This window comes from Anaeromyxobacter diazotrophicus (assembly GCF_013340205.1).
Taxonomy (GTDB): domain Bacteria; phylum Myxococcota; class Myxococcia; order Myxococcales; family Anaeromyxobacteraceae; genus Anaeromyxobacter_A; species Anaeromyxobacter_A diazotrophicus.
Genome location: NZ_BJTG01000003.1, coordinates 123,476 through 148,554, shown reverse-complemented (window position 1 = coordinate 148,554; position 25,079 = coordinate 123,476). Strand labels below are relative to the sequence as shown.

The following is a 25,079-nucleotide window of genomic DNA, read 5'->3' as shown; positions in this document are numbered from 1 at the left end:
GCTCGAGGGTGACCGAACCGATGACAGTCCACGACCGGGATCTACGACGGCATCACCGCGGGGAGGGACGCCGCGCGATCTCCCTTCCTCGCTCCGCCGCGCTCGCCGCGGTCCTGGTGGCCGCAATCCCGGCCGCGGCCCAGGACGCCGCGCCCGCGCCGCTCCTCACGCTCGACGACGCCATCGCGACGGCCGAGCGTCAGAACCACCTCCTCGCGAGCACCGCTCGCGAGGTCGACAAGGCCGGAGAGCGCGAGGCGGCGCTGCGCACGCGCCGGCTCCCTGGGCTCCACCTCGACGCGTTCGGTTCACGCTCGAACTCGCTCGACTTCACCCTCCCGGCCGGTTCCCTGGGGACGTTGCCGCAGCTCGGCCCGGTCCCGCCCACGGCCTCGAAGGCGTCCGTTCCGGGCGACTACTCCCTCGTCGCGGTGGCGACCGCGAGCCAGCCGCTCACGCAGCAGTACCGGATCGGCCTCGGCCTGGAGGTGCTGCAGCTCGATGGCCGCATCGCCCGGGAGGACGTCCGGCGGGAGCGCCAGCGCGTCGCGGCGGGGGTGCGGACGACCTACTACCAGCTCTCGGCGACGGAGGCGGGGATCGAGGCGCTCCGCGACCTCGTCCGCGCCGTCGCGGAATTGGACGCGGTCACCGATCGCTACCTCGCGGAGGGGGTCGTGCTCCGCCCGGACGCGCTCGAGGTGAAGGCGCGGCTCGCCCGCGAGCGCCAGCGGCTCGCGCAGGCGGAGAGCAGCCTGGCGACACAGCGCGAGCACCTCAACCAGCTCATGGGGCGAGACGTGACGACGCCGCTCCGGGTCTCGCACCCTTCGGAGCTCGCCGCCCCCGCGGCCGGGCTCACCCTCGACGCGGCCCGGGAGCGCGCCCACGCCTCGCGCGCCGAGATCCGCGCGGCCGCGCTGCGGACCGTCCAGGCGGAGACGGCGCGGAAGCTCGCCTGGGCAGGCTGGATCCCCGACGTCTCCCTCACGGCGTCCTACGCCCGGCTGCAGAACACCCGCGTGCTGCCGGATGAGGTCGCCACGGTCGGGGTCCTCTTCTCGTGGGAGCCGTTCGACTGGGGACGCAAGGGCCACGAGGCGGCCGAGCGCGCGCACGAGCGAGAGCAGGCGCGCCAGGGCCGCGAGGAGGCGGAGGAGCAGATCGCCGTCGAGGTGGGCCAGCGCTGGCGGGCGCTGAAGGACGCCGCTGCGCTGCTCGAGGCGACCCGCCTCGAGGCGGACGCCTCCAGCGCGAGCCTCGACATGGATCGCAACCGATACAAGGAGAACGCCGCCATCCTGCGTGACGTCCTCCGCACCGAGGCCCGGCTGTCGGGCGCCCGGCACGACTTCACCGATGCGCTCGCCGGCTACTGGTCGGCGGCCGCTGAACTCGAGAGGACCGTCGGCAATGAAGACGATTAGCTACTTCCTGGCTTGCGCCTGCGTGCTCGCGGGCTGCTCGCAGCGGGCGCCGTCCAAGCCCATTCCCGCCGTCCGGGTCGAGGTCGTCAGCTCCGCGGCCGGCGCGAGCGGCAAGGTGGTGTACTCGGCGGTCGCGCAGCCGAAGGCGACGGTGCCGCTCTCGTTCCGAGGGCCCGGCTACGTGACGACCCTCATGACCGTCCGGACGAGCGACGGGGGGTCGCGCGCCCTCGGGGAAGGCGATCGCGTCCGGCGCGGCGACGTGGTCGCCCGGCTCCGTGACGCCGAGTACCGCGAGAAGGTGGGCCAGGCCACGGGCCAGGTCACCGCGGCGCGGGCGGCGGCGGAGAAGGCGCGGCTGGACTTCGAGCGGGCGACCCGCCTCTTCGCCTCCCAGAGCATCGCGCGAACCGACATGGAGGCCGCGACGGCCCAGCGCGACGCGACGCGGGCGCAGCTCGCGACCGCGGAGGCGGCGCTGGAGGAGGCGCGCATCGGCCTGCGGGACACGGCGCTCGTCGTGCCCGTGGACGGCGAGGTGCTGAAGAAGAACGCGGAGCCGGGCTCCTACATGGGGCCGGGCATCCCGGCCTTCGTGGTGGGCGACGTCAGCAGCGTGAAGGTGGTCCTCGGCCTGCCGGACGTCGCGCTCCAGGCGGTCAAGCCGGGGCTGCCGGTCACGGTCACCACGGACGCACTGCCGGGTCGGACGTTCACGGCGCGGGTGAGCCGGATCGCGTCGGTGGCCGATTCCGTCACGCGCAACTTCGACGTGGAGGTGGAGATCCCGAACGTCGACCGCGTCTGGAAGCCGGGCATGATCGCCTCGGTCGAGCTCTCGGGCGCGGCCGGGCAGCATCCCGTCGCGCTCCTGCCGCTCACCGCCTTCGTGCCAGGGGCGGGCGGGGGGGATCACTTCGCGGTCATGGTGGTCGAGACTGCCGGCCCGGATGAGCGCGTGAAGCTGCGGCAGGTCGAGGTGGGCGACGTGGTGGGGAACCGCGTCGCGGTCACGGCCGGCCTCGCCGGCGGCGAGCGGGTGGTGACGACCGGAGCCTCGATGGTCGTCGATGGCGAGCACATCGAGGTGCTGCCGACGGAGGCGCCATGACGCACGGACCGCAGAACGAGCAGGGGCGGTCGAACATCGCCCGCTTCTTCGTACGCCACCGGCAGGTGGCCTGGGCGCTCCTGGTGTTGACGCTGGCGTCCGGCGTCGCCGGGTACCAGAAGATGCCGAAGCGCAAGGACCCGGACATCCCGGTGCGGGTCGGCCTGGCGATCTGCCCCTGGCCGGGCATCGCCGCGGACAAGGTCGAGGAGCTGGTCACGCGCAAGATGGAGCAGTCGGTCTCCGGCAACTCGAAGATCGAGAAGATCGAGTCCACCACCCGCGACGGCGTGGCCGTCCTCCTCGTGCACCTCGACGAGAGCGTGAGCGACACCGTCGAGCAGTTCGCGGACATCGGCCAGCGCGTGACGCACCTCACGGACCTGCCGAACGGCGCCGGCCCGGTGACCTGGGTGAGCGACTTCGGCGACACGGCGGCGCTGATGCTCACCGTGGCGAGCCCGAAGGTCGGCGAGGCCGAGCTCCGCATCCGGGGCCTCGCGCTGCGCAGGGCCATCGAGCAGGTGCGCGCCGGCGCCCCCGCCTCGGAGCGGGTCACCGCGCTCTACTGCTTCCCGCCAACGGTCTCGGCGGCGACGGTCGAGCGTCCGGTGTCGCTCTTCGCGGCCCAGGCGCTGCGCGAGGGCGTGGCCGCCGAGGCGCGCCCCGTCTCCGCGGCCGGCTGCATCGGCCTCGACCTGGCGACGGCGCGCACGGACGCGCAGCTCCGCGAGTACACCGGCGCGTTCGTCCGCGAGCGCCTCGGCAACACCGACATGCACCCCGACGCCTGGGGACCCATCTTCGTCCGCGACCCGGCCCACGCCCCCGACCGCCTGGCGGCCGTGGCGGGCGACCTCTACACGTACCGACAGCTCGACGACTTCTCGCACGAGATCGAGCGCAACCTGCAGAGCGTCCTCGTCTCGCCCGTGGACAGGACCCCGATCGTCGCCAAGGTGACCCGCAGCGGCGTCCTCCCGGAGCGCATCTTCGTCGACTACGCCCAGCAGCGACTCGCCGAGGCGAAGCTCCAGCCGTCGCACCTCGTGGCCGCGCTCGTCGGCCGGAACCTGACCGTGCCCGGTGGCGCGTTCGACACCGGCGACCGGCACGTCGTCATCGACCCGAACGTCCGTGACCGGAGCTTCCGCGACATGGACGACCTCATGCTCGGCAGCTCGACGGGGGGCACGCCGCTGCGGCTCCGCGACCTCACGACGCTCTCGCGCGGCTACGAGAGCCCGCCCCGTTACCTCAACTACCTGGTCGCGCGCGATCGCGACGGGCACTGGCAGCGCGACCGGGCCATCACCCTCGCCGTCCAGATGCGCTCGGGCCAGCAGATCGGCCAGTTCGGCGACGCCGTCGACCAGGCGCTCCAGAAGCTGCGCCGCAAGTTCCCGCCCGACCTCATCATCGCCCGGACCAGCGATCAGCCCCGGCAGGTGAAGGAGAACATCGACCTGTTCATGGTGAGCCTCTACGAGGCGATCGTGCTGGTGGTGGCCGTCTCGCTGCTCGGCTTCTGGAGCTGGCGCACGGCGCTCCTCATCGCGGCGTCGATCCCGCTCACCATCGCCATGTCCTTCGGGGCGATGCTGTTCCTGGGCGTCGACCTCCAGCAGGTGTCGATCGCCACCCTCATCATCGCGCTCGGGCTCCTCGTCGACATGCCGGTCGTGGCGGGCGACGCCATCCAGCGCGAGCTGGCCGAAGGCACGCCGCGCGAGACCGCCGCCTGGATCGGCCCGACGCGGCTCGTGCGCGCGATATTCTTCGCCACGCTCACGAACATCGTCGCGTACCTGCCGTTCCTGGCCCTCTCGGGCGACACCGGGAGATTCCTGCACTCGCTGCCGATCGTGATGACCGTCAACCTCGTCGCGGCGCTCATCATCACGTTCACGTTCATCCCGCTGATCGCGTTCGGGATCGTGCACGCCCCGAAGAAGGCCGAGCGGCCGATCGAGGAGCGGCGGCGGGCGGGGTTCACGGGGTGGTACTCGCGGACGATCCTGGCCGCGCTCGGCCACCGGAAGCTCGTGCTCGCGGGCTCGCTCGTCATCCTCCTGGCGGGAGGGTTCGTCTTCTCCCGTCTGAAGACCGGGTTCTTCCCGACCGACCTGCAGTACCTGTCCTACGTCGACGTCTGGGTGCCCGAGGACGCGCCGCTCTCGGTCACCAACGCGGCCGCCGCCGAGGCGGAGCGCGTCATCCGCGAGGAGGCGGAGAAGTTCGGCAAGCACCACGGCCACGAGGACGTCCTGCGCACGCTCACCACCTTCGTGGGTGGCGCCGGCCCGCGGTTCTGGTTCTCGATCGAGCCGGAGCAGCAGCAGCTCAACTACGCCCAGATCCTCGTCGAGGTGACGGACAAGCACTTCACGCGCGAGCTCGTGGCGCCCATCCAGGCGGCGCTCTCCCGGATCCCCGGGGCCCGCTGCGACATCCGCCAGCTCGAGACCGGCAAGCCCGTCGGAATCCCGGTGTCGATCCGGGTGTCCGGCGAGGACGTCGCCACGCTGCGCAAGATCGCGGGCGAGGTCTCCGACGCGCTCCGCGCGGCGCCCACGTCGGCGCGCGTGCGCGACAACTGGGGACCGCCGGGGCTGCTCACCCACCTCGCGATCGACGACGACCGCGCCAACATCTCCGGGGTGAGCCGCCTCGACGTGGCCGCCTCCGCCTCGGCGGCGGTGTCGGGGATCCCAGTCGGCTCGTTCCGCGAGGGCGACCGGCTCATCCCCATCGTCGCCCGGCTGCGGGTCGAGGACCGGGCCCGCCTCTCCGACCTGGCGAACGTGTACGCGTTCTCCAGCACGAGCCCGCACAGCGTGCCGATCCGGCAGGTGGCCCGGCTCGAGCGCGAGCTGCGGCCGTCCAAGATGTTCCGCCGCAACCAGGTCCGGACCATCACCGTCTCCGCCTACCCGCTCCCCGGCTCGCTGCCGTCCGAGGTCCTCTCGGCCGCCCGACCGGCCATAGACGCCATCACGGCCCGCCTCCCGACCGGCTACCGCCTCCAGGTCGGCGGGGAGTTCGACGAGCAGCAGAAGGGGTTCGGCGAGCTGGCGGTCCTCATGGCCGCGTCTTGCGCCCTCATCTACTTCGCGCTCCTCCTGCAGTTCGACAGCGCGGTGAAGCCGTTGCTCGTGTTCGCGGCCATCCCCTACGGCGCGGTCGGCGCGATCGTCATGCTCGCGGTCATGCGCCAGAGCTTCGGCTTCATGGCCTTCCTCGGGATCGCGAGCCTCGTGGGTGTCATCGTGAGCCACGTGATCGTCCTCTTCGACTTCATCGAGGAGGCGCACCACCGAGGCGCGGCGCTCGAGGACGCGCTCATCGAGGCCGGCATCGTGCGGCTCCGTCCGGTGATGATCACGGTGGGCGCGACCGTGCTCGGGCTCATCCCGCTCGCGGCGCACGGAGGGCCGCTGTGGGAGCCGCTCTGCTACGCGCAGATCGGCGGCCTCACCATCGCGACGTTCATCACCCTCGGGCTCGTGCCGCTCCTCTACACGGTCTTCGTGCGCGACCTGAAGATCGTCCAGTGGGAGCACGCGGCGGCGCCCGAGCAGGAGGCGCTCGCGCCGACAGGGACCGGCCCCGGCCAGCCGCCGGCGCTCACCGGGAGGGGCCGTGACACTCGGTAGCGCCATCCGCCGCGTCGCGATCTCCGTGCTGATGGCAGCGGCCGCTGCATGCTCAGGCCGAACCGCCGACTCTGCGAGCGCCCGCAATCGCTCACCCGTCGCGACGACGCGCGACGCAGCGCAGGGCCTCCCCGATGACGCACGGAACGCGAACGACGCCGAAACGGGCGCGATCACCGGCGCGACCCAGAACGCGATCCCCTGCTCGCCAGGGCGCGGTGCGCCCAACAGGACGTGCTTCGCCGTGGCGCACGGTCCATTCGTCCTGACCGACCTGGAGGTCTTCGCGTTTCCATGGTTTCCCACCCAGACGCAGGGCTGGCAGGAGGCGATCGCCTTTCCTGGTCCGAGCGGAGTCACCGCGTTGCCGCCCGGGTTCATGCCACGGTGGCAAACCCGAGCGGTCGAATACTGGAGCTCTGGATGGCGCGCCCCATCCGGTGAGGACTGGAACTCCGGTGAGGCCCAGGTTCATCGCTACGCTCGGGTGGTCCACGGCGCCCGTTATGTCGTCGGCGACGAAGAGCAGCTGTACGTCTCCGTTTCGTATCGCGGATGCTGGAAGGGAGACGCGTTCGAGCGCGAGACCTGTTCGCCGGGCTCGGCTCCCGAGGTGTCTGCCACGTTCAGCGGCTTCCACACGCACTGACGATGCATTCCGTCACCCCCGCCATCCTCGCGTTTGTGCTCGCCCAGGCTGCGCCAGCCCCGGCGGCACCCGAGCAGCTCCGGCGAACGGACATACCCGTCGCGCTGGTGCTGAGCGGCGGCGTGAGCCTCGGGTCGTACGAGGCGGGGCTGAGCTGGGCGGTCGTGCGGTTCTCGCGCGACGCGAGCTCGCGCCCCCTCGCCGCCGGGGGTGCTCCTCGCCTCGTGGCCGTGACGGGCGCCTCGGCCGGCAGCATCAACGCGCTCCTGAGCGGGGCCCTCTGGTGCTCCGAGGGCGGCTCCGACGAGGACGCGGTCGATCACAACTTGCTGCACGACCTGTGGATGGGCGTCGGGCTCGACGCGCTGCTCCCCGACGACGCCGCGGGCTATCTGCCCGGGGACGCGCTGCTGTCCAGCCGGCCGCTGCTGGACGCGTTCGGCCAGTTCGAGCGCAGGCTGGGCGCCGCCGCCGCGTGGCGACGATTCCGGCCCGGCTGCCGCCTCCCGATCGGGCTCACCGTCACGCGCGCGAGGGCGGCGGAGCACGAGGTCGGAGGATTGACGCTGCGTACGCAGCGCTTCGCGCTGCCGTGGCGCCTCGAGGTCGGCGCCGAGGGAGATCCCCACGTCGTATCGCAGCGCCTCGCCGACGCGGAGGCACGCTCCGACGTGATCGACATCGCGCGGCGGGACCGGAGCGAGCTCGGGACGGCGCTCTCGTGGCCCCAGGTCATGCAGGGGTTGCTCGCCTCGTCGGCGTTCCCCCTCGCCTTCCGGGCCCGCGAGCTGTGCGACTGCGCGGCGCGTTGCCCGCCCTCGAGCCAGGTCAAGACCGGGACGTGCGAGGGACCGCTGGGGACCATCACGCACCTGAGCTGTCCGGCACGATCGCCGGAGGGCGAGCCCCTCACGCTCTGTCCGCACCAGTACGTGGACGGCGGCATCTTCGACAACACGCCCGTGGGCCTCGGCGTGGACCTGACGCAGTCCCTGTCCACGACCCAGCCGCTCCAGCCCGTGACGTACGTCTACATCGACCCGGATCTCCGCCGGCTGCGGCCCGTCGCGTCCGAGAACGGCGCCCCGCCGCCATCGACGCCGACGCCGACGCGGGCCCTGGCGCAGAACCTGGAGGAGGCCGCGCGCCTCGCGTCGGAGCTCGTCGCCACCGCCCGGACCGAGGACCTGTCTCGCACGCTGCGAAACGGATCGTGGAACGTCACGACGCGGCGCCTCCTCTACGAGACCGCCTCATCCCTGCTCTCGTTCGCGACCGTCGAACGCGACGCCGCCGTCGCCCTGGGGCGGTCCACGCCCGACTCCGAGCCGCCGCTGGGCGACGCCGAGCCGAGCCCGGCGGCACGCGGCCCCCTCGGCCGCGCGCTGCTCCGTTGCTTCGCGACGCGCCGCCGCGACCCCGCCTCGGTGCGGAGCTGCGCGCGCGAGCTCGCCGACGTCGTGGCGGGGCGCGACCCACCCGGCGTTCGCTCTCCGCCGGGCGAGGAGGAGGTGGTCCTCCTGGCCGAGGCCATGCGGCACGCCGGGAGCGAGGTGCTCCGGGATCATGTCACGGGATCCGCGCACGACCCGGAGATGTTCGCGCGGGAGATGCGCATCGGCGCGGTGGGGATGAGGTTCCTGGCGAACGAGATGATGCGCGTGGCGCGCGGCGCCCTTCCCGAGCCGAGGGTGAAGCTGTTCCGCGGCGCGCTCCTCGACACGATCCAGGTGGGCCGCGCGCTGGGCGTCGAGGTGGCCCACCTCTCGAACGCCGCGGCGGTCGAGCAGCTCGGCGCGCTCCGGGCCGATCCCACGCTCGGGGCGGCCGCGGCCCAGGCGAGCGCGACGATCCTCGCGTCCCCCGACGTCCTGTTCGTTCCGGACGAGCTCCACCCGGTGCTGCAGGCCGCGGCGCGCGCACCCGCGGCGGAGGGAGCCCTCCGCATGCTCCGCGAGATCGTCCGCGTCGCGCCGACGCTCCAGGCGGAGATCGTGCGGCTCAACCGGCTCGGCCGCGAGGCGGAGGCACTCCAGCAGAACCGGACGGAGCGTACGCTCATGCTTTCGAGGCGGTTCGCGCCGATCACGGGCTCGCAGCTCGGAAACTTCGGAGCGTTCCTGGATCGACCGTTCCGCGAGTACGACTACACCGCCGGCGTCTACGACGCCTCCCACGCGATCGCGCTGGCCCTCTGCGAGGAGGAGGCGGTCACCGGTGCGCCGAGGGCGGCGCGCGACAACGCCTCCAGCGAGCTCGACGTCCACGCGCCCGAGACCCAGCGCTGCGTGGGCGTCGCGCTCGAGCGCGTGCTCCGGCAGCTCGACGTCGACGGCTCCGCGACCGCCGGCCACGTCGTCCGCATGCTGGCGCGGGCCGAGCTCGAGGCGTCGCTCGGCGAGGCGGGCGCGCGAGGGATGGAAGGCGACCCCTCGTGGGCGTGGGTGGCGACGCCCACGCACGGGCCGCCGGACGACGCCGTCGTGACCGTGGCGGAGGTCCTGCTCTCCGCGCGCGTGGCCTGCGGTCCAGAGGCGCCCTCGCCTTGCATCCGGGAGCTCTCGTTCGACGAGTTCCTCTCCGCGCTCCGCGCCCGCCATTACCAGCCGAACGACCTCCAGATGCGCGCCCTCGTCGAGGACCCCGACGCGTGGACCCGGCGGACGCTGCGAAGGCTCCTCGATCGGTCGTACGAGCGTGAGCTCGCGCGGCCCGCCTCGGCCGATCTCGCCCCGGCCGTCCTGCTCGCGCACCGCGTCGGCGAGCTGTGGCTGCGTGGCCCCGCCAGCACGGGGCCCTTCCCGAGGCTGGCGCTCGACAGCTCCACGATCCCTGCGAAAGGGCAGTCCGCTTCGCTCGACCGGTGGCGACTCGCCGCTCACCTCGTCCCCTACCGGCTCGAGCTGGACGTGGCACGCGGAGGCGTGTCCGCCTCCTGGCTCGACCCCGCGCTCTGGCTGGGGCGGCACGCGTCGCTCGTGGCCGAGATCACTCCCATCTCGTACGAGGCGGCCCGCAATCGGCTCTCGTCCTCGCTTGCGCTGATGCCGACGCTGCACGTGTCCGGCCTCTCGATCGGCGCGGGGCCGAGAGGATCCGTCGGCTGGTCCGACGGGGGGACGAGCCTGGGCGCGGCGCTTCGCGTGAGCGCATTCCAGCAGCGCTTCTCGATCTCGATGGGGACCGACGCGTTCCCGGCCCGGGGCAGGGACCTGTTCTTCACGATCGGCGTTTCCGATCTGAACGGGGCGTTCTTCTGGCTGCTAGGTGGCTGAGGATCTCGGGTCATGAGCGTCTTCGCGGTACCGGAACGGAAGGGGCGCAATGATCGGGCAGCGCTCCGCTTGCCGCCCCGTGTGGGGCGGTCGCCGGCCCCGCGTCATCGCCTGTATCATCGCGCTCCACCGACCCGTGGCACCCCGTGAGTGATTCGGCGAAGCGAATTGCACTCCTATCGAAGGTTGGCGCGCTCGCGGGCACCCTCGAATATGACGCGGTGCTGGCGGCCGTGGCGCGGCTGTCCATCCCCGAGTTCGCCGACTGGTGCGTCGTCGATGTGGTCGAGGGCGGTGACCTGCGCCGCGTCGAGGTGGCGTACCGCAATCCGATCTGGGTCGCGATGGCGGAACAAGTGAGGCGAGCTGCCCCGCCTGCGGGCGACCCGTCGCGGCAGACGCTGCTCGCGGGCCGGTCGCTCCTCCTCGCCGATTACACGGACGAGGTGGCCATCGCGCATGGCTGGACCCCGGCGCTGCGGGCGCTCGCGCGCGAGGTCGGCACGCGATCGCTCCTCATCGTCCCGCTCGTCGTCCATGACTCCGTCGTCGGAGTGTCGACGTTCGTGATGACGTCGGACTCGGGCCGCCGCTACGCCGAGGAGGACCTCGCGCTGGGCGAGGAGCTGGCCCAGCGGGCGGCCGCGGTCGTCGAGAACGCCCGGCTTCACCAGGAGCTCAAGCGGAGCGAGCAGCGCTTCCGGGTCGCGCTGGCCCACACCCACGTCTCGGTGTTCGAGACCGACCGCGACCTGCGCTACAGCTGGATCTACAACCCCATGTACGGGCTCCGCGCCGAGGACCTCGTCGGCAAGGTCTCGCCCGGGGTCATCCGGCCCGACGAGGCCGCGCACTTCGAGGCGCGGAAGCGGGCGGTGCTCGAGAGCGGCGCGCCGAGCCGCGACGAGGTCCGGCTCACCCTCGACGGGGTCACGCACCACTGCATCGTCCACATGGAGGCGCTACGCGGCCCATCGGGCGACGTCACCGGAGTCACCGGCGCCGCGACCGACGTCACCGATCAGAAGCGGGTGCAGGAGGCGCTGGCCGACGCGCTGGCCTTCCGCGACCGCATGCTGGGCATCCTGGGCCACGATCTGCGCAATCCGGTCGCGGCGGTGCGGACCGCGGCGACCCTGCTCCTGCGTCGCGAGGGCCTGGACGACGACACGCGCGAGCTCGCCGCGGCGATCGATTGGTCCGGAAAGCGCATGCTGGAGATGATCGCGAGCTTGCTCGATTTCAGCGAGACCCGCTTCAAGGGCGCGCTGCCGATCTCGCGGGTCCCGACCGACCTCCACGAGGTGACCCGCGGCGTGGTGGAGGAGATCCTCGCCGCGAACCCGGCGCGCCAGATCGCGCTCGTGGTGAAGGGCGATACGCGAGGCCGGTGGGATCCGGCGCGGATGGCGCAGGTCGTGTCGAACCTCGTGGGGAACGCCATCGTCTATGGCTCCCCGGGCGAGCCGGTCCGCGTGTCGCTCGACGGCGGCGCGGACCAGCTGCACCTCACGGTCTGGAACGCCGGCGCCCCGATCCCGCCCGAGCTGTTCTCGGTCCTCTTCGAGCCCTTTCGGCGCGGCGCGTCGCACGGGCGCGGGCTCGGCCTCGGGCTCTACATCGTGAAGCAGATCGTGGCCGCGCACGGTGGCGACATCGACGTGCACTCCACCGCGGAGGACGGGACGAGCTTCGCGGTGCGCCTGCCGCGCCGTGAGCTGGTCGCGCAGGATGCCGCGTTCCCCCCGTGACGTCAGGAAGGCTCCGGACCCGGCCTCACAGCTCGAATCGACCACCGACGCCGCCGAAGACGAACGCGTTGACCTTCCGATCGCGTGTGTCGTTGTAGCCGTTGGCCCCCAGGGGTTCCGCGGAGAGGAACTTCGTGAGCGTGATGCCCGCCACCGGTCCCACCGCGAACGTGGGCGCGACGCGGTAGTCGAGGCCGACCTGGAAGCGCGCGAGGTCGAGCCCCTGGAGGCCATACGCGCCACCGTGGAGGTCCGACCAGTACCCTCGCCAGCCGACGCCCAGGCCGACCCAGGGATCGAAGCGGCCGGCAGGGGCGAGGTGGAGCTGTCCCTGGAGGCCTGCCCCGAGGCTGAAGGCCTGGTCTCCGCCTGGGAGCTTGCCGGCGCCGAACAGGCCGAACTCCCCGTACACGCCGACCTCCCAGCGCGGGTCGAGGCGGTAACCCAGGTCGACGAGCAACGTCCCTCCGGCGCTCCCGAGCTCCTGCAACGTCGGAACGCCGGCAGCAACCGGCCCGAGGCCCTGGCCGTACCCGGAGGCCAGGCGCAGCTCGAACTTGTTGCTCGGGGTCGCGACGAGCTCCTGCGCGCGTGCGCGACCGCCGCCCAGGAGCAGGCCAACACCTACGAGCAGCAGACTGCGCCTCATGAGCTTGTCATTCATCGGCGTCCCGTCCCCTCGGCTAGCAGCGATGCGCACTTCGTTTTGCACGCGGCAGGCCAGGCGACGCGACGGCTGTTTCCGCTGCGAAAACGGCCTCCTCCGGCCGCGACTGCTCGACCACGGGGCGACGGGACTGTGTCCACTTCCGGCAGGTGTCGCGGGGCCGACAGTCGCCGGCGGCCACCCTACTCGTACATCGCGAACCCGGCTGCGGGCACCTCGAGCTGCACCGCGGAGCCGTTCCGGGCGGCCGCGGTCACGGTGCGCCCGATCCCCGCGGCGTCCGACGAATAGAAGCACCTCAGCGTGGAGCCCGGGCGATGAAGGCCGTCGTCCACGGTGACCCAGGCCGTGGTCGGATGTTCCGGGTCGGTGTTCATGACGCACAGGATCTCGGTGGCGTCGAGGATGCGCGACCAGGCGACGAGCGCGCGGATCGGCCCGCCGAGCCGGGTGGGCCATCCGAACGAGACGCCGTCGCCGGAGATGGGTCGCAGGTATTGCCGCCCACGCCGCAGGGCCGGCCGCTCCCGGCGCCTCGCCAGGAGCTTCGCCAGCTCGACGTAGACCGGCGCCTCCTCGTCGAAGAAGTGGCAGCCGCGGCTCCGGAACGCGCCGAACGGCCCGCCGAACATGGCCTCGCGGATGTATCGATCCGCGAAGCCACCGCTCCCCTGACCGTCGAAGCGCTGCTCGGTCCCGTAGTAGATGCAGGGGATGCCGAGCGTCGTCACGTTGAGCGCGAGGGCGTTGAGCACGAGCGCGGGCCCGTCGCCGCTCGCGCAGAAGCGCGCCTTCGGATCCTGGCCGACCTTGTCGTGGTCGTCGATCATCGTGATGACCTTGTCGCGGAACCAGGCGTGCGTGTCCTTCCCCAGCTCCCTGGAGTTGCGGAACAGGTCGAAGTAGGCCGCGGGTCCAGCGGCGCCCGTGGCGACGGCGCTCATCGCCTCGCGCACGTCCGCGATGCCGAGCGCCGCGTCGAGGCCGGTCAGCTCCAGCTTGTCGAACGCGAACTGCCGGCTGCCGGTGATCTCGGCGACGAGGTAGAAGTCGTCCTTCCCGAGGCGTTGCGCGAACTCGTGGATCCACGACGCGAAGTAGCGCGCCGCGCCGTCGTCGACGTGCTTCACCGTGTCGACGCGGAACCCGTCCAGATCGGCGTAGGCGATCCAGTAGCAGTACGAACGGCAGAGCGCGTCGAGGGCCGCCGAGGGGTTGTACTGCGCGACGTCCCCGGCGCCGTGATCGAGGTCCTTGAGCTCGAAGAAGTCTCCGTCGCGGAACTCGGGGTCGTCATCCCAGTGCTGGATGTAGCCCCGCTGGTGGAAGGCTGACCCCGCCTGCAGCTCGGCGGGCCAGACCGCCGCCTCGATCGAGGCTCCGGCCGGGAGCGCGCTGAACGGCAGCGCCGCCGCGCGCTGCTGGTCGTAGAAGCCCTTCACCGGATACGTCCGCCCGGCCGAATAGGGAGCGTCGCCCGTGTACGCGAAGACGTTGCCGGTGTGGTTGATCACGATGTCGAGCACCACGTAGATGCCGTGCGCGTGCGCCGTGTCGACCAGCTCGCGAAGGTCGGCGGGCGCCCCGAACCTGGGGTCGAGCTGGAGAAAGTTCTGGATGGCGTAGCCGTGGTACGTGTCGAGGCCGGCGACCTGCTTGAAGACGGGGCCGACCCAGATCGCCGTCACGCCCATCCGCGCCAGGTAGCCGACCTTGCTCGCGAGGCCGCGCAGGTTCCCGCCGCACCAGCCCTTGCCGGCCTCCCGCCACGCCGCGGCCTCCTGCTCGGTGCCGATCGCGTTGCCGTTCGAGGCCGGGGTGTACTTCGGGGTGCCAGCGCCGCGGATCACGAGGCCGTCGTTGCCCCGGTAGTCGGTCTCCTTGGCGTCGGAGAAGCGGTCGGGGAGCAGGAAGTAGAAGACGAGGTCCTCCCAGGCGCGGGGCGAGGGCGTGAAGCGACCGCGGTGGGCCTCGCTCGGCGACGACAGGGCTGGCTCGGCGCCGCGGGTCAGGTCCGCGAAGTCGATGTCTCGGGCGCTGCGCAGTTCAGGCGTGGACATTCGCGTTCCTCCCACCCCGCTCGTGGCTGAGGGGGTCGAGGGCCGCGGCGTGACGGGCTCACCCCGCGTGGAGAGAGGCCGAGCGGGCAGGCGTCCTCCCGAGCCGTCACGAGGAGGGCGCGCCGCGCCTCTCTCCTCGGATCCGCTTGCTTGAAGCGCCCCGCCCCCCGCGACAGGTAGAGCCCCATGGGCCTCCTGACCTTCGCGCTCAACGTGACGCTGGACGGGTGCTGCGACCACCGCGAGGGGGTCGCCGACGACGAGATGCTCCGCTACTGGACGCGCGTGATGGACGCGGCGGGGGCGATGCTCTTCGGGCGCAACACCTACGAGCTCATGGAGGACGCCTGGCCCCAGGTGGCGCGGGATCCGAAGGCGGCAAAGGCGAGCCGGACCTGGGCGAGGAAGCTCGAGGCCAAGCCCAAGTACGTGGTCTCGACCACGCGCCGCGACTTTCCGTGGAACAACACGCATCACCTCGACGGAGACCTCGCCCGGGCGGTGAAGGCGCTCAAGAAGGCCACGCCGCGCGGAGTGCTGGTGGGTAGCCCGACGCTCTCGGCCGCGCTCCAGCGCCTGGGCCTCGTGGACGAGTATCGCTTCGTGGTCCACCCGGTGGTGGCCGGGCACGGTCCGTACTTGTTCTCCGGCCTGCAGCCCTCCTTGCACTTCGAGTTCGTGGCCGCGAAGCGGCTCCGGTCGGGCATCGTCGCCCTGCACTACCGCCGGCGCTAGCGGCCAGGGCCGAGAGTCCTCCGCCGCCGCGCGCCCGCGCCCTCGCCGGCGCCCCTGCGCTGCGCACGCGGGTTGCAGATGCACCCTCTCGTGCGCGGGTGTCCCATCCCAGCTCGAGACTTCGGCCTCCACCCCGGTCCGCGCTTCGGACCTGGGTACGCGCCGCGGTCCGCGCACGCCTACCGACGGGAGGACCTTTCATGCTCGACCCGACCATTCCAGCTCACGGCGCGGCTCGCCTGCGTGCCCTGCTCGCGACCCGTGCTTCGGGCCTCGACGACGCGGCGGTCGAGGAGGCGCGTTCGATCGGGGCGGAGCTCGCCGCTGAGGTCCTGAGCTCGGTCATCTTGCGGGAGCTCTCGCATCCGACCGGCTCGGGCGATCCGGTCCGGGCCGCCTACCTCGCGGCCGAGCTGAAGCTCACCCCCGTCGTCCCCGCGCTGGTCCGATGCCTCGCGCTGCCCAGCATCCATCCGCTCCGGCTCGCCGCGCTGACCGGCTTGCCACGCTTCGGCGCTGCTTCACTCGCCGCGCTCCTCGCCGCGCTCGATGGCTGCGGCTCGACCGAGGGACGTGCGCGGGAGGGCCTCGCCGAGGCGCTCTCGCGCCTCCCGTCCGACGACGCGCGCATCCGCGCCGCGCTCCTCCGCCTGCTGGACGACGAGCCGGCGACCGCCGCCCGGCTCCTCGCCGAGCGGGGAGAGTGGCGCGCCGTCGCGCAGCTCTCGAGCGCCATGGACCGCCTCCTCGCCGCGCCCGTGGGCGACTGCGACCTCTGCAACCGCGAGCACCTCGTCGCGATCGCGAGGGCAGTCCGCTACCTCGGCGGGTCGCTCGGCGAGGAGCAGCGCGATCGGATGGAGGAGGTGCTCGATCGCGCCGAGCGGCTCTGGGTTCCGTTCGAGGACGCGGCCCCGGTGACCGCGCCCGCCCGGCGCGACCCGCGGCCCGGGCGCAACGCCCCGTGCCACTGCGGGAGCGGCAAGAAGTACAAGAACTGCCATCTGCCCGCGGACGAGCAGCGCGCGAGGCGCTGATCCGTCCGCCGCACGCGCTCACGCCTTCCTGCGCAGGAAGACGTGCGTCGCGCGCTCGCCTGCGACGACCTTCTCACAGGCGTAGCCGAGCGCATGCAGGTCGAGGTCGCGCCAGAGGTGCTCTCCGGCGCCGAGCAGGACGGGGCGCACGGCGAGGTGCAGTTCGTCGATGAGCCCTGCGCTCAGGTACTGCCGGACGGCGGAGACGCCGCCGCCGAGGCGCACGTCGCGCCCGCCTGCGGCCTCCGTCGCCTGCTTCAGGGCGGCGTGGATCCCCTCGGTCACGAACCGGAACTCCGTTCCGCCCTTCATCCGGAGCGGGGCGCGCGGGTGATGGGTGAGCACGAACACGGGCGTGTGATAGGGCGGTTCGTCCCCCCACCACCCCTTCCAGCTCTCGTCGGGCCACGGGCCGCGGACGGGGCCGAACATGTTGCGGCCGAGGATCCAGGCCCCGATCCCCTCGAAGGCCTTCTCCGCCATTCCGTTGTCGACCCCGGTCTCTCCCCCCTCCTGCCCGTGCATCGCGCGCCAGGCGCGGGTGGCGAAGAACCACTCCATCAGCTCTGGGCCCCGGACACCGAGCGGATGCTGGAGATCCTGATCGGGCCCGGCGCCGTACCCGTCGAGCGAGACGGCGAAGCTCAGCACGCGGAGCCTGGACATGAGGTGCCTTTAAGCGCGCACCGCGCGCGCGGCAGCGATCTCGACCCTGGCCGCGGCCCCGCGCTGCTGATACGACGGACCCCGCGTGCCCGCGCTCGCCTACGCCGTCTGCGCCCTCGTCTGGGGAACGACCTGGTACGCCATCCGGGTCTGCATCGGTCCGGATGGCTACCCGACCTTCCTCTCCGCCGCCCTCCGCTTCACCGTCGCGGCCGGGATCCTCGCGGTGGCGCTGGGGCTCGGCCTCGGCCAGCCTCGCCCGCGCCGCCGCGCCGTGGGGTGGCTCGCGGTGAGCGGTCTCCTCAACGCGGCCGGCTACGCGCTCGTCTACCGCGCCGAGGAGGAGGTGCCGGGCGGCATCGCCGCGGTCCTGTACGGCACCATGCCGCTCGTGACCGCCGCCATCGCCCGCGTCACCGGGACCGAGCGCCTGCGGCCGAGCGCCATCGCCGGCGCGCTCGTCGGCCTCGCCGGCATCGCCGTCATCTTCAGGGACAGGATGTCCGTCTCGGCGGGCCAGGGCCTGGCGGTCGGGCTCATCCTCGGCTCGGTCGCATGCGCTTCGACCTTCACCGTCCTCGTGAAGCGGCACGCCTCCGGCTCGAGCTCGCTCGCGAACACGGCGGTGTTCTTCCCGGCGACCGCGGCGGCCCTGTGGCTGCTCGCGGCGGCGGTCGAGCGCCGCCCGGTCCCGTCGCCCCTGCCGCTCGCGCCCACCGCCGCCCTGCTCTACCTCGCCGTGTTCGGATCGGTGGTCACCTTCGGCGCCTACTTCTACCTCGTGCGCCACGTCAGCCTCGCCACGGTGACGACGCTCGTGCTCGTCGAGCCGGTCATGGCGCTCCTCGTGGACGCGCTGTTCGAGCACCGCGTCCGGGCGAGCCCGCTCACCTACGTGGGCGCGGTCATCACGGCTTCGGGCGTGCTGGTCGCGATCGCCTTCGGGGAGCGCGGGAAGGCGCCCGCGGGCGAGCCGGGCTGAGCACGCCCGCGGCAGCCTGGTGCGGTTGACATGCGAGTCACATGCGACTAGGTGAGCCGCATGGCCCGCATGATCCAGATCCGGAACGTCCCCGACGAGGTCCACCGGAGGCTCAAGATCAAGGCGGCCAAGGAGGGGGTCACGCTGTCCGAGCTGCTGGCCCGCGAGGCGCGCCGCGTCGCCGAGCAGCCGACGCTCGAGGAGCTGCGTGACCGGCTCCTCTCCCGACCGCGGGTCAAGCTCCGCGTCTCGCCGGCGGCGGCCATCCGGGCGGAGCGCGACCGCACGTGATCGTCGCGGACGCCTCCGCCCTGCTCGAGCTGCTCCTCGGGACCGATGCGGCGCCTCGCGCCGCGGCCCGCCTGCTCGACCCCACCGAGACCCTCCATGCGCCGCACCTCGTCGACGTCGAGGTGACCCAGGCCATCCGCCGATACGCGGCGGCGGGAGAGCTGTCGGCGCGCCAGGGAGAGCGCGCGCTGGCGGACCTCCTCGATCTGCCGCTGAGGCGGTACGGACACGCCGTCCTCCTGCACCGCGCCTGGGAGCTGCGCCACGCCGTCACCGCGTACGACGCGATGTACCTCGCGCTGGCGGAGGCCCTGGACGCCCCGCTCGTCACGCGCGACGCGAAGCTGGCGCGGGCTCACGGCCATCGCGCGCGGATCGAGCTCCTCTGAACCGCGAACCGGCGGGATCGCCGCGCCGCGCTCCGAGCCAGGGCGCTCGTCGCGTTCTCACGACCGAGAGGCGGCCTGCGCGCCGCTCGGCGCTCCCGCGCTCGGCTTCGCCGCCGCGGGCTCCGCGCTCGCGCCGCTGCACCGGCCCGCGGTCCCGGGCTGCGCCCGCTCGAGCTCCTCGGACTTCCGCACCGCGGCGAGGAGCGCGTCGCGCGTGCCCTTGAGCTTCTTCGCCAGGTCGGCCACCGCGTCCTTGTCGCCCGGCACCGCCTCCAGCTCCTTCGCCTGCCGGAGCAGCGCGGCCACGTCCTGCTCGCACGCGTGCGGCCTCGCGGCCTCGACGGCGTCGTCGAGGTACGAGCTGATGATGGTGACGATGGCGTCCCCTCGCCGCTCCAGCATCCGCTCGACCGCGGCGGCGTCCGCGCACTGCGTCTCGGCGACGGTGACGAACCAGTCGAGGGTCGGCAGCTCCAGCTTCGGCGGCGCGAGCTTCGCCACGGCCGCGCGCGCCGACCGCACCGCCTCGCGGATGCGCTCCAGGCCCGGCGCGCCGATCGCCGCGCGGTTCGGGATGTAGAACGCGCCCCGCTTCACGTCCGCCGCAGCGATCGACCCCAGCACCGGGTTCGCCGCCGGATCTTGCTGGCCGGCGACGCCGAGCCGCAGCGCGAAGCAGGCGTCGGCGAGGTCGCGCACGCCAGCCGTCGCCTCGCGGCGCGCCGCGCCGAGCCCCGGGGCCTTCGCGGCGAGCTGCGGATGATCGGCGAGCAGGTGGTCGGTCTCGGCGTCCACCGCCACGTACGCGCTCCGGTCGTCGTCGAGGGCCTGGCAGGCGTCCCGGCCGCGCTGCGGCGGCCCGGCGAGCTGCGCCGACAGGGCCCGCCAGCGCCTCAGGGCGGCGGCGAGCGGCTTCAGCGCCGGGCTGGCGCTCCGGTGGCGGGCGACGACGCTCGACGCGGCCGTGCACGGCAGGGCGTCGGGCGCGAGCTCCCGCCCGCAGGTGCGCTGCGTCCAGGCCTCGAGGTCCTCGACCGCCAGCGCGATCGCGTCCTCGGGGCCGCCGCTCGCCCGCGCCGCGTTGAGGGCGGTCCTGAGCTCGCGCAGCGCGGGCCGGTGGGCGGGCGCCACGAGCTCCTCGTGGAGCTGGCCCTCCTGGATCGCCCCGCCGTCGCGCGGCGCGGCGCCCTCCAGGCTGACCCGCGCCTCGGGGCTGAAGACCTCGGCGGGGAAGGACGGCGTGGTCACCCGCACCGCCAGCCCGGGCTCCTGCGCCGCGCTGGCGTCGCGGTTGCGCAGCACCCCGGCGTCGAGCTTGAGCCTCGCCGCCTTCTCCGGGCTCGAGGCGCCCCACACCACGACGAACGTGTCGTCGCCGCGCGCGTCGAGGCAGGCCGCCGTCGCCTCGGCGCAGCTCGGCCCCACGCCGACGTCGAAGGTCTGCGCGTACGACTCCTCGACGCTCCCGCCGGACATCGCAGCGGCGAGCTCGACCGCGCCCTTGGCGGTGGTGGCGACCCCGTACGCGACCGGGAACATCGCCAGGAGGTCCTGGCTCGCCGCGGCGATGCGGGTCATCTTCTCCGCGGTGTTGACCCCCTTCACCAGGCTGACGGTCATCGCGACCTTCACGGCGCCCGTCTCGGACACCGGCACGGCGACGCTCGCGAACCAGCGCTCCTTCGCGTCGGGCGCGAGCGCGCGCGCGGCGGCGAACGCCCGGTTCACCTCCACGGCGCCGCTCACCACCTTCACCGTGACGATGCCCTGATCGAGGAACGAGCGCGCGGAGGGGAGCGCCATGAACTCGAGCCGGGCGTACGGCCGGCTCGAAGGCGCGACGGGCCGGTCGGCGCGCGTCGGCGGGACGAGCGCGAGCGAGTCATGGTCCACGCGGTAGAACGCCGGAGCGTGCTCGCACGCGGCGAGCGCCAGCAACGACGCGCAAACGGCCAGGAGCTTGATCATGTCAGGTCCGCGCGCGGCCGCGGGGCTTCACGCCAGACGGCGCCGGTGGCCGAAGTTGACCACGGCCGCTCGGCGCGGCGCAACCCCGATCGCGGCATTTCGCCGCAGCCCCGAGCCGCCGTTGCCCCTCGACGAGGTCATACGTGGAGTGATTTTCTCGCCGCATCACCTGGGCAGCACTCGACGAAAGCTCGGCAGATCCTCGCGTCTCATGGACGGGGGTCGCCGCCCCGAGGACGGCGTCGCAGCCGGCGCCCGCGATCGGTGCGGCGCCTCGCAGTCCAGGAAAGTGAACCATGAACGGACGGCTTGTCTTCCCCGGTATGTCGCTCGTGCTGGCCAGCTTCATCGCCCTGCAGCCAGGCGCGGCCAGCGCTTCGTGCTCCTGCCCGCCCGGCACGACCTACAGCGCCGCGGCCGGTCGGTGCCAGGCGAGCTTCAACGCTTGCCTGCCGGGGTACGCCTACGACCCTGCCACCAACCGCTGCGAGGTCTCCGCGCCCGCCACGACGAGCTCGGCGACGTGCCCCGGTGGGAGCAGCTTCAGCGTCTGGAGCGGCAAGTGCGAGGCCGCGAACCTCGCGCCCTGCCCGAGCGGCTACACGTACAACTCGTCCACCAGCAAGTGCGAGATCGCGGCCACCCTGACGCCGGCCGCCAGCTGCCCCACCGGCTACGCGTTCGACGCGGCCAGCAACCGCTGCGTCGGGGGCGCCAGCTCCGCCTGCCTCCAGTTCGGCGGCACCTGGGGCAACTACGAGCAGACCTGCACCTCGGGCGCCGCGCTCCCCGGCTTCAACTGGGACACGGAGACCGGTCAGTACGTCGGGCCCTGGTACTGTCCGCCGGCCTACGCGCTCAACACCTCCAACGGCAGCTGCGCCGGCCCCATGGTGACCGCCAGCTGCCCGGCGGGGACGACCATCAACGCGTACACCACCAAGTGTGAAGCCACCGCCTCCGCCGCCTGCGCCGCCGGCCAGACCTACAACCCCTCCAACGCCAAGTGCGACTTCCCGCCGCTGATCGGCGCGGCCGCGTCGGTCTGCCCGCCGAGCTACACGTTGGTCGCCGACGTGAACACCTGCGCCGGTACGGTGAACTCCGCCTGCCCGGCGGGCTCGGGCTTCGGCCACTACGAGCAGGCCTGCACCTCCGGCAGCGCGCTGCCGGGGTTCAGCTGGGATACCGAGACGCTCCAGTACGTGGGGCCCTGGTCGTGCCCGGCGGGGTTCGCCCTCGACGCCGGCCCGGGGAGCTGCTCCGGCGCGCCGTGCCCGGCGGGCCAGGTGTACGACGCGGCCACCTCGGCCTGTGCAGCCCCTGCTCCCGCCGTGGCCACCACGCTTGTCTGCCCGACCGGCAGCGTCTTCGGCGTCTGGAACGGCAAGTGCGAGGCCGCGAACCTCGGCCCCTGCCCGAGCGGCTACACGTACAACTCGTCCACCAACAAGTGCGAGATCGCGGCCACCCTGACGCCGGCCGCCAGCTGCCCCACCGGCTACGCGTTCGACGCGGCCAGCAACCGCTGCGCCGGGGGCGCCAGCTCCGCCTGCCTCCAGTTCGGCGGCACCTGGGGCAACTACGAGCAGACCTGCACCTCCGGCGCCGCGCTCCCGGGCTTCAGCTGGGACACGGAGACCGGTCAGTACGTCGGGCCCTGGTACTGTCCGCCGGCCTACGCGCTCAACACCTCCAACGGCAGCTGCGCCGGCCCCATGGTGACCGCCAGCTGCCCGGCGGGGACGACCATCAACGCGTACACCACCAAATGTGAAGCCACCGCCTCCGCGGCCTGCGCCGCCGGCCAGACCTACAACCCCTCCAACGCCAAGTGCGACTTCCCGCCGGTCGCCAGCGCCGCCGCCCCCACGTGCCCGCCGGGATTCATCCTCGACGTCGATGGTCGCTTCTGCGCCGGCGCGCTGAACTCCGCCTGCCCGGCGGGTTCGGGCTTCGGCCACTACGAGCAGGCCTGCACCTCCGGCAGCGCGCTGCCGGGGTTCACCTGGGATACCGAGACGCTCCAGTACGTGGGGCCCTGGTCGTGCCCGGCGGGCTTCGCGCTCGACGCCGGCCCGGGGAGCTGCTCCGGCGCGCCGTGCCCGTCCGGAGCCGCCTTCGACGCGGCCACCTCCAGCTGCCAGCTCTCGGGGTGCCCCGACGGCACCGTGAAGAGCGGAAGCCTCTGCATCGCGGCGGCGGTCTGTCAGTAGAGCGGCGATAGAACCCCGAGGGCACGATCGCTCGGAGGGTGATCCCCGGAGCTCGGGGGTCACCCTCTTCCTTCATGGGCGCGTGCGCCACGAACGCGCTTGCCGCCCCGACCGCGGGGCGGGAGGATCGCCCGCATGGCGACCGACTTCGTGGCCCGCGAGGTTCCCGCGCTCCGCAAGCGCCTCTTTCGCCTGGGCCTCTCCGGTACCTTCGGCCTCGACGAGGCGGGCTGCCGCGAGGCGCTCGAGCGCGTGCAGTACGTGTTCTGGAGCCCGCGCATGAAGGCGCTCACCCCGGCGCTGCGCGACGCGCTGAGGCGCGACCGCGAGCGGTACGCGGTCTCCGCGGGGCCGCTCCTCGGCTACTTCCCGGGTGCGGTGCGGAAGGCGGCCGAGGGCGCGCTGCGGGCGCTCGGCACCGACTACCTCGACGTCCTCCAGCTCTACTGGCTGGGCAAGATGTCCGCGTTCACGGGGCCGGTCCAGGAGGAGCTCGCCCGGCTGCGCGAGGAGGGGAAGGTCCGCGCGCTCGGCGCGTCCATCCACGACCGCCCTCGGGCAGGCGAGCTCGCGGAGCGCTCGATCCTCGACCTGCTCATGATCCGGTACAACGCCGCGCACCCCGGCGCCGAGACCGACGTCTTCCCGCACCTCCAGAGCCGCCGCCCGGCGGTCGTCGCGTACACGGCGACCTCCTGGCGCAAGCTGCTCCGGCCGCCGCGCGGCTGGAAGGGCCCGGCCGCCACCGCCGGCGACTGCTACCGCTTCTGCCTCTCGAGCCCGCACGTCGACGTGGTGCTGACAGGCCCCCGGAACGCGGCCGAGCTGCGGGAGAACCTGGCGGCGCTGGAGAAGGGGCCGCTCTCCGAGGCGGAGCTGACGTTCATGCGGGAGCTCGGGCGCGCCGTGCACGGCTAGCGGCAGGTGCGCGCGCGGCGCACATGGTCGGCGTTGCGGCCGCAGCCCTGCGATGAGAGCCTGCGCGTCGCCGCGGCGGCACCGGCGGCGGAGGAACCGTGGATCGAGCCCTGGCGTACGCCACCCTCGAGCTCTCGGCCGAGGCCACCCCGGAGGAGGTCCGCACCGCCTACCGGCGGCGCGCCTTCGCCACCCACCCGGACCGCGCCGGCGGCGACGTCGCCGCGTTCCGCGCGGTGTCCGAGGCGTACCGGGCCCTCTCCGACCCGGCGCTCCCGGGCGCGCCGGAGCCCGGCCCGGCGGCCGGACCCGACGGCTCGGCGCGCGTGCCGCCCACCGACGCGGCGAAGGTCCTGTTCGAGTACCTGAGCGACCTCGCGTCCGACATGATCCTGAACGGCGCGACGCCGGAGGTGGTGGTCGCGTTCCTCGCCGGCGAGGGCTGCCCGGCCTCGGTCGCGCGAGCGCTCGAGCGGGAGCTGCGCGACCGCGTCCAGCCGGAGCCGAACGATCCAGGCGCGGCGCCTCGCCCCCCGGAGCCCTCCGCGGCGCAGCGGTCCGCGCGCTCCTCCCCGAGGTGGCTGCCGGTCGCGGTCGGTGTGGCGGCGGTCGCGGCCTGCGTCGCGGGGGCGTGGCCCCTGGCGAAGCGAGCCTTCGCGAACCTGCCTGCGGCCGCGCCGCCGGCGGCCGCCGCGGTCGTCGTCGCGCCTCCGGTCCCGGCGACCCCGCAGGCCCCGCCGCCTCCGCCGAGCGCGCCCGCTCCCGCCCGGCCGCCGCGGAGCGCGCCGGCCCGGCCCCACGCGCAGCCGGCGCCCCGGCCGGCCACGCGCGATCGCCGGACCGCCTCGCTCAGCCCCACGAGCGGCGAGCTCGACGCCGAGCGCGAGGCGCTGGAGGCGGACCAGCGCCGCTTCGCCGCCGAGGCCGCCGAGCTGGACGCCGAGAGCGCCCGGATCGACGCCGCGGAGGCGGCGCTCGCGTCGGCCCCCGACCCCCGCCGGGCCGCCTCGCTCGCGAGCGCGAAGGCCGCCTACAACGCGCGCTTCGAGCGGGCGCGGCGGATGGAGAAGGACCTCCAGCGCCGCGTGCGCGACCTGAACGGGAAGATCACCGCCTACAACGAGCGGGTGCGCGCGGGGCGCTAGAGGCGCCGCCCTCGCCGGGCGACGAAACCTCGCCGGTTCGCGTCCGTCGGCGGCCGGCACGCCCGCCGGCGCGCGGCGGCAGGCTCGGCCGCGTCGCGAGCCGTGAGCGGAGCGGCGCCGCGCGTTACCATACCTG

At 73.3% G+C, this 25,079-nt stretch carries 18 protein-coding genes; 14 read left to right on the top strand and 4 right to left on the bottom strand.

Going from position 1 to position 25,079, the window contains the following annotated elements; genetic code table 11:
- Positions 1–116 precede the first annotated feature (116 nt).
- The 6 genes from HWY08_RS06645 to HWY08_RS06620 all read left to right on the top strand — a co-directional run bounded on the left by HWY08_RS06645 (position 117) and on the right by HWY08_RS06620 (position 11,869).
- A complete protein-coding gene (locus tag HWY08_RS06645; RefSeq protein WP_176064083.1) occupies positions 117–1,427 on the top strand; it encodes a TolC family protein in 1,311 nt (436 codons plus the stop codon).
- Positions 1,414–2,538 (top strand): efflux RND transporter periplasmic adaptor subunit, encoded by a 1,125-nt coding sequence (locus HWY08_RS06640; protein WP_176064082.1) that lies wholly within the window; start codon positions 1,414–1,416, stop codon positions 2,536–2,538. Before HWY08_RS06645 ends, HWY08_RS06640 begins: the two co-directional genes overlap by 14 nt.
- Positions 2,535–6,194, top strand: coding sequence for an efflux RND transporter permease subunit (locus HWY08_RS06635; RefSeq protein WP_176064081.1), 3,660 nt, complete (start codon positions 2,535–2,537; stop codon positions 6,192–6,194). The genes HWY08_RS06640 and HWY08_RS06635 overlap by 4 nt, the downstream gene beginning before the upstream one ends.
- On the top strand, positions 6,181–6,843 hold the full coding sequence (locus HWY08_RS06630; protein WP_176064080.1) for a hypothetical protein: 663 nt from the start codon (positions 6,181–6,183) through the stop codon (positions 6,841–6,843). The genes HWY08_RS06635 and HWY08_RS06630 overlap by 14 nt, the downstream gene beginning before the upstream one ends.
- Positions 6,750–10,118: a patatin-like phospholipase family protein gene (locus HWY08_RS06625; RefSeq protein ID WP_308469068.1), complete on the top strand. Its 3,369-nt coding sequence runs from the start codon at positions 6,750–6,752 to the stop codon at positions 10,116–10,118. Before HWY08_RS06630 ends, HWY08_RS06625 begins: the two co-directional genes overlap by 94 nt.
- Positions 10,119–10,339: 221 nt before the next feature.
- A complete protein-coding gene (locus tag HWY08_RS06620; RefSeq protein WP_176064078.1) occupies positions 10,340–11,869 on the top strand; it encodes a sensor histidine kinase in 1,530 nt (509 codons plus the stop codon).
- A 25-nt stretch (positions 11,870–11,894) separates the two neighbouring features.
- Here the strand turns inward: HWY08_RS06620 and HWY08_RS06615 are convergent, their stop codons facing one another.
- Positions 11,895–12,518, bottom strand: coding sequence for a hypothetical protein (locus tag HWY08_RS06615; protein WP_176064077.1), 624 nt, complete (start codon positions 12,516–12,518; stop codon positions 11,895–11,897).
- A 200-nt stretch (positions 12,519–12,718) separates the two neighbouring features.
- Complete coding sequence (locus HWY08_RS06610; RefSeq protein ID WP_176064076.1) at positions 12,719–14,596, bottom strand: alpha-amylase family glycosyl hydrolase; 1,878 nt, start codon at positions 14,594–14,596, stop codon at positions 12,719–12,721.
- A 186-nt stretch (positions 14,597–14,782) separates the two neighbouring features.
- Between HWY08_RS06610 and HWY08_RS06605 the strand changes: the two genes are divergently transcribed.
- Together HWY08_RS06605 and HWY08_RS21820 are read left to right on the top strand one after the other, a co-directional pair.
- Positions 14,783–15,331, top strand: coding sequence for a dihydrofolate reductase family protein (locus HWY08_RS06605; protein WP_176064075.1), 549 nt, complete (start codon positions 14,783–14,785; stop codon positions 15,329–15,331).
- 200 nt (positions 15,332–15,531) lie between these two features.
- Positions 15,532–16,368: an SEC-C metal-binding domain-containing protein gene (locus tag HWY08_RS21820; protein WP_235969498.1), complete on the top strand. Its 837-nt coding sequence runs from the start codon at positions 15,532–15,534 to the stop codon at positions 16,366–16,368.
- Between the two features lie 18 nt (positions 16,369–16,386).
- Here the strand turns inward: HWY08_RS21820 and HWY08_RS06595 are convergent, their stop codons facing one another.
- Entirely contained in the window at positions 16,387–17,034 is a 648-nt protein-coding gene (locus HWY08_RS06595) for a dihydrofolate reductase family protein (protein WP_176064074.1), read from the bottom strand.
- An 85-nt stretch (positions 17,035–17,119) separates the two neighbouring features.
- On the opposite strand from HWY08_RS06595, the gene HWY08_RS06590 reads away from it, so the two are divergent.
- The 3 genes from HWY08_RS06590 to HWY08_RS06580 are packed head-to-tail and all read left to right on the top strand — an operon-like array spanning position 17,120 to position 18,696.
- The gene (locus HWY08_RS06590) at positions 17,120–18,016 is read left to right on the top strand and encodes a DMT family transporter (RefSeq protein ID WP_176064073.1); all 897 of its coding nucleotides are present in this window, start codon (positions 17,120–17,122) and stop codon (positions 18,014–18,016) included.
- Between the two features lie 60 nt (positions 18,017–18,076).
- On the top strand, positions 18,077–18,307 hold the full coding sequence (locus HWY08_RS06585) for a FitA-like ribbon-helix-helix domain-containing protein (protein WP_176064072.1): 231 nt from the start codon (positions 18,077–18,079) through the stop codon (positions 18,305–18,307).
- Entirely contained in the window at positions 18,304–18,696 is a 393-nt protein-coding gene (locus HWY08_RS06580; protein WP_176064071.1) for a type II toxin-antitoxin system VapC family toxin, read from the top strand. Before HWY08_RS06585 ends, HWY08_RS06580 begins: the two co-directional genes overlap by 4 nt.
- A 57-nt stretch (positions 18,697–18,753) precedes the next feature.
- On the opposite strand, the gene HWY08_RS06575 is transcribed toward HWY08_RS06580, so the two are convergent.
- Positions 18,754–20,664: a hypothetical protein gene (locus tag HWY08_RS06575; RefSeq protein ID WP_176064070.1), complete on the bottom strand. Its 1,911-nt coding sequence runs from the start codon at positions 20,662–20,664 to the stop codon at positions 18,754–18,756.
- A gap of 296 nt (positions 20,665–20,960) precedes the next feature.
- Here HWY08_RS06575 and HWY08_RS06570 point away from each other — a divergent pair, with 296 nt between their 5' ends.
- The 3 genes from HWY08_RS06570 to HWY08_RS21815 all read left to right on the top strand — a co-directional run bounded on the left by HWY08_RS06570 (position 20,961) and on the right by HWY08_RS21815 (position 24,943).
- Complete coding sequence (locus tag HWY08_RS06570) at positions 20,961–22,880, top strand: hypothetical protein (protein ID WP_176064069.1); 1,920 nt, start codon at positions 20,961–20,963, stop codon at positions 22,878–22,880.
- Positions 22,881–23,015: 135 nt separating this feature from the next.
- A complete protein-coding gene (locus HWY08_RS06565; protein ID WP_176064068.1) occupies positions 23,016–23,798 on the top strand; it encodes an aldo/keto reductase in 783 nt (260 codons plus the stop codon).
- 98 nt (positions 23,799–23,896) lie between these two features.
- Positions 23,897–24,943: a J domain-containing protein gene (locus tag HWY08_RS21815; RefSeq protein WP_176064067.1), complete on the top strand. Its 1,047-nt coding sequence runs from the start codon at positions 23,897–23,899 to the stop codon at positions 24,941–24,943.
- Positions 24,944–25,079: the final 136 nt, after the last annotated feature.